This window comes from Cupriavidus sp. SK-3 (genome assembly GCF_000611145.1).
GTDB lineage: Bacteria > Pseudomonadota > Gammaproteobacteria > Burkholderiales > Burkholderiaceae > Cupriavidus.
The window spans coordinates 31,877-36,846 of the sequence record NZ_JFJV02000033.1 but is presented as its reverse complement, the minus strand read 5'-3'; the positions used below and the strand labels follow the sequence as shown (position 1 = coordinate 36,846).

4 protein-coding genes are annotated in these 4,970 nt (G+C 66.8%); all 4 read left to right on the top strand.

Annotated features, from left to right (window positions below; genetic code table 11):
• The first annotated feature begins 367 nt into the window (after window positions 1-367).
• The gene (locus CF70_RS03430) at window positions 368-1,549 is read left to right on the top strand and encodes an NAD(P)H-dependent flavin oxidoreductase (RefSeq protein ID WP_035860358.1); all 1,182 of its coding nucleotides are present in this window, start codon (window positions 368-370) and stop codon (window positions 1,547-1,549) included.
• 217 nt (window positions 1,550-1,766) lie between these two features.
• Entirely contained in the window at window positions 1,767-3,758 is a 1,992-nt protein-coding gene (locus CF70_RS03425) for a type IV pili methyl-accepting chemotaxis transducer N-terminal domain-containing protein (protein ID WP_081862003.1), read from the top strand.
• Between the two features lie 55 nt (window positions 3,759-3,813).
• On the top strand, window positions 3,814-4,479 hold the full coding sequence (locus CF70_RS03420) for a response regulator (protein ID WP_035860356.1): 666 nt from the start codon (window positions 3,814-3,816) through the stop codon (window positions 4,477-4,479).
• Between the two features lie 26 nt (window positions 4,480-4,505).
• On the top strand, window positions 4,506-4,970 hold a 465-nt coding region (locus tag CF70_RS37290), incomplete at its 3' end, for a radical SAM protein (RefSeq protein WP_035860354.1).

Genomic DNA, 4,970 nt, shown 5'->3' with positions numbered 1-4,970 from the left:
GGGGGGGGGGGGGGGCGCAACCAGTTGCGGTCGGCGCGTTGCGCCGGATGTGTTGGATGTCATTGGATAGGCTCAACGGGGTCAACGGGGTTTCGGCGTCCGCATGCGCCATGGTGGCGGCGAACGCCTGTGAGGCACGATCCTAGCCAAGCCCGGGGGCGAACCAGTTGACCAGGCGCAAAAGCGTGGGCTGTGGCGCGCGCATGGAACAGCGGCCCTCCGCCGAGTGGCATAGGCCATTGGTATCGTGCTGTCCGCGGCTTGATCCAGCGCAATTCCCCGGCCACCTGCCCATGCAAACCTATGCCGGTTTTCCAGCATCGCCCGGCACCTCCGCCGGCGAGCGGGATGTCTTATCGAGGGTGATATGCAAGAGCATTGGCTAAAGCTGATCGGCCGCCGGCTGGTCCCGGTGGTACAGGGCGGCATGGGTATCGGCATCTCCGCGCACCGGCTCGCGGGCGCCGTGGCGAGCCAGAACGGCATGGGCACCATTGCCAGCATCGATCTGCGCCACCATCATCCGGACCTGATGGCGGCCACCGCCAAATCACGCGACAAGGCCAAGACGGAAGCGGCTAACCTGGTGGCCCTGGATCGCGAGATCCAGGGCGCGCGACGGCTCTCCGGCGGGCGCGGCGCCATCGCGGTCAATGTCATGAAAGCAGTCAGCTCGCATGCCGCACTGGTCCGGCAGGCCTGCGAGAGCGGGGCCGATGCCATCGTGATGGGCGCGGGACTGCCCCTCGACCTGCCCGACCTCACCGCCGGCCACCCGAACATTGCGCTGATCCCGATCCTGTCGGATTCCCGTGGCATCGGCCTGGTGCTGCGCAAGTGGATGAAGAAAAACCGCCTGCCGGACGCAATCGTCGTCGAACATCCGGCGCACGCCGGCGGCCACCTCGGGGCTTCGCGCATCGAGGACCTTGGCGACCAGCGCTTCTCCTTCACCCGCGTGCTGGCCGAATGCCGGGAACTGTTCGCCGGGCTGGGGCTGGACTGGGACAGCGTACCCCTGATCCTTGCGGGCGGCATCAACACCCACGCCAAAGTCCGTCACTGGCTGGATCAAGGCGCTGCCGCCGTGCAACTGGGCACGGCCTTTGCCGTCACCGAGGAAGGCGATGCGCACCCGGCCTTCAAGGAAGTCCTGGCCAGTGCGCATCCCGAACAACTGAGTGAATTCACCAGCGTGGCCGGCCTGCCGGCACGCGCCGTGCTGACGCCATGGCTCAAGCGCTACCTGTCGCGTGAAGCCGCGCTGCAGACCCGCGCCAAGGTGCGCGACTGTCTCGAAGGCTTCGACTGCCTGCAGGCCTGCGGCCTGCGCGATGGCGTCGGCCGCGTGGGCCAGTTCTGCATCGACCTCAAGCTGGCCCAGGCCATGCGCGGCGACGTGGAGCGGGGATTGTTCTTCCGTGGCAAGGGAGCCTTGCCGTTCGGCGAGGCCATCCGTCCGGTGCGCGAACTGATGCACTACCTGCTCACCGGCGAAATGCCCGCGGGCGTCGGCACGCCACGGGGCGCGGCGGCCCCGGCCATCTGACTGCGCCCACCTCATCCGCAATGACCGATTCATCCCGGCCGTGACGCCGGAAATTGCATCACGCCATGATATTCAAGGAAAGTTCGTCAAGCGCCACCCGGTCTCGCAAGCGATATTGATTTTGCGCAAGTCGCCGCGCCAGCTTGCCGTCAATAATGCGACAAGCCCCTGAAGCGCCGATCCAGACCGAAGACATCCGCCGGGGGGCTGGAGCCATATGGTAGATCTCACGCCCCCTTCCCCGCCCGCTTCCACCGTGGAGCAGTCGTTCTCGCCGCTGCCTGCCCAGGCAGCGTTGCCTGGTTTGCGCCACCGGTTGTCGACACGCATCGTCTCGCTCTCGCTGGGCGCGCTGCTGATCGTGCTGGCCATGATCTCCGGGACGCTGTGGCTGTCATGGCAGCTCGAAGGCGCGGGCGCGGCCATCAACGATGCGGGCAGCCTGCGCATGCGCGCCAATCGCGTCGCCATCGAACTCGCCAGGGCACATGCCGGCGAGCACCATCAGCTGGACGCACAGATCAACGGGATGGATGCCACCCTGGCACGCCTGCACCAGGGCGATCCGGCGCGGCCCTTGTTCCTGCCGGACGACCCCGGCATCCGCGCGCAACTGGAGCGGGTCAGCCAGGACTGGAACCAGCGCATCAAGCCCAGTGCGCTCGCCGACCTGGGCATCGCAACCGGCGCGGCGCCCGCCTACCCTGTGGCGCTGGCTTCCTTTGTGGACCAGGTCAACCGCCTGGTCAGCATGATCGAGCAGGAAAACGCCACCAAGACCACCCTGCTGCGGCTGTCGCAGGCCGGACTCGCGGCGATGGCCTGCATGGGCACGGTGGCCGTCATCTACCTGCTTTACATCTGGATCATCCTGCCGGTCATGCGCTTGCAGGATGGCTTGCAGCGCATGGCCGCGCGGGAGTTCTCCCTGCGCCTGCCGGTGGAGACGCGCGACGAGTTCGGCATGCTTGCGGACGGCTTCAACCGGATGGCCGGCGAACTGGAGGGGCTATACCAGGACCTGGAAGCACGCGTGGCGCAGAAGACCGCCGAGCTGGCGCGGCACAACCGCGACCTCGCGGCGCTCTACGACATGGCCGCTTTCCTCAATATGCCAAACGACAGCGAGGCGCTCTGCCGCGGCTTCCTGGAGCGCGTGATGCAGCAGTTCGATGCCGATGGCGGCAGCGTGCGCATGATCGATGCGGACCACGACCAGCTGCACCTGGTGGTGTCGGCCGGCTACTCGGCCGCACTGGAAGAGGCCGAGCACTGCATGAAGGTGGACGCGTGTTTTTGTGGCGAGGCAGCCAGCGAATCCGTCGTACTGATTGAAGATCTCGGCAAGGGAGCCGCACTGTCGGCCGGCCGGCCGGCGTCCGATGCGCGCTTCGGCTGCGCGAGGGAAGGATTCCCGGGGCTTGCGGTGTTCCGCATAGAAACGCAGCGCACGGTGCTGGGCACCTTCTCCCTGCACTTCCGCCACCCGCTGCGGCTGCCTGCCTCGGATATCCGCCTGCTCGAGACCTTCGGACAGCATCTCGGCGTGGCGCTGGATCATCTGCACCTGTCGGAAACCGCGCGCCAGCTTGCGGTGGTGGAAGAGCGCAACCTGGTGGCGCAGGGTCTGCATGACAGCATTGCCCAGGGACTCAACTACCTGAACCTGCAGGTGCAGTTGCTGGAAGACGCCGTCTCGCGCAGCGATATGGATGAAACTCGCGCCATCGTGCCGCTGCTGCGTTGCGGTGTCGAGGAGAGCTATCAGGATGTACGGGAGCTGCTGCTCAATTTCCGCAGCAAGCTGGCGCATGGCGAGCTGCGCCAGGCCGTGGAAGACACCGTGGCGCGCTTCCGGCGCCAGAGCAGCACGGCGCTTGCCCTGGCGTTCAATGACGCGCAGGGCGGGCCGCCCCTGCAGCCGGAGCAGCAATTGCAGGTGCTGTTCATCCTGCAGGAGGCCCTATCCAATGTGCGAAAGCATGCGCGTGCCGGCCACGCCAGCGTCATCGTGCGCAACGGGCGCACCTTCAGCATGGTCGTGGAGGACGATGGCGACGGCTTCGACCCCACGGAACCGGCCGCGGACGACCAGGCCCACGTGGGATTGCACATCATGCGCGAGCGGGCGGCCAGGCTATCGGCCCGCCTGCGGATCGTGGCCGCGCGGGGCACGGGCACGCGCGTTGAGCTCATCCTGCCGCGGTAACTGATGCCACGGCTGCCGGCCGCCCTCTCCCGCCTACTTCATTCAAGTGAATATCATGACCATCCGCATCCTCCTGATAGACGACCACTCCCTGTTTCGCTCTGGCGTGCGCGCCCTGCTGGCGCGCCAGACCGATTTCGAAATCGTCGACGAGGCGGCCGATGGTGTGGAAGGCGTCAAGCGGGCCAAGCAGCACCGGCCCGATGTGATCCTGCTGGACCTGAACATGCCCGGCTTGTCGGGGCTTGAAACCCTGCAACTGCTGGTGGAAGACCTGCCCGACAGCGCAGTGGTGATGCTCACGGTGTCGGAGGAAGCCGAGGAACTGGCGGCCGCCCTGCGCAGCGGCGCCCGGGGCTACCTGCTGAAGAACATCGAAGCGGAAACCCTGACCAGCGCCATCCGCCGGGCGGCGGTGGGCGAGGCGGTGATTTCGCAGGGGATGACGGCAAAACTTGTCGCGCAATTCCGTGCGCCCACCAACCCTCCCCCGGCAACGGCGGCGGGCTCGGCCGACAAACCCCGCCTCACCTCGCGCGAGCATGAGATCGTACGCGGCCTGACGCGCGGCGAAAGCAATAAGGAAATCGCGCGCGACCTGGGCGTGGCGGAGAGCACCGTGAAGATCCATGTGCAAAATATCCTCAAGAAACTCAATCTGACCAGCCGCGTCCAGATCGCGGTCTACGCGGTCGAGCGCGGCCTGGCCGCGCCCGATTGAAGCCGGCGCACCTGCACCTTAAGCCCATGACCGCATCCGTCATCCCCATTGTCGACCTGCGCGACCATCGACGCCGGTCGATGATGCCCACCATCCCGGCGGTGCTCGCGGCGCCGTCCGGACTGGTTGCCGACACCCGCGGCAGGCCGCTGCACGATCTGCGCATCTCGGTCACGGACCGCTGCAACTTCCGCTGCGTCTATTGCATGCCGAAGGAAGTGTTCGGCAAGGACCACCCCTTCCTGCCGCACTCCGAGTTGCTGAGCTTCGAGGAGATCGAGCGGGCCGCCCGCCTGTTCGTTGCGCACGGCGTGGAGAAGATCCGCCTGACGGGCGGAGAGCCGCTGTTGCGCAAGAACATCGAGAAACTGGTGGAACTGCTGGCGCGCATCGAGACGGCCTCGGGCAAGCCGCTCGACCTCACCCTCACCACCAATGGCTCGTTGCTGGCCCGCAAGGCGCGTTCGTTGCGCGACGCCGGCCTGTCGCGC

Excerpts from the sequence above, each read along its gene's own strand:
- CF70_RS03430 (WP_035860358.1), top strand. The coding sequence starts at position 368 with ATGCAAGAGCATTGGCTAAAGCTGATCGGCCGCCGGCTGGTCCCGGTG.
- CF70_RS03425 (WP_081862003.1), top strand. The coding sequence starts at position 1,767 with ATGGTAGATCTCACGCCCCCTTCCCCGCCCGCTTCCACCGTGGAGCAG.
- CF70_RS03420 (WP_035860356.1), top strand. The coding sequence starts at position 3,814 with ATGACCATCCGCATCCTCCTGATAGACGACCACTCCCTGTTTCGCTCT.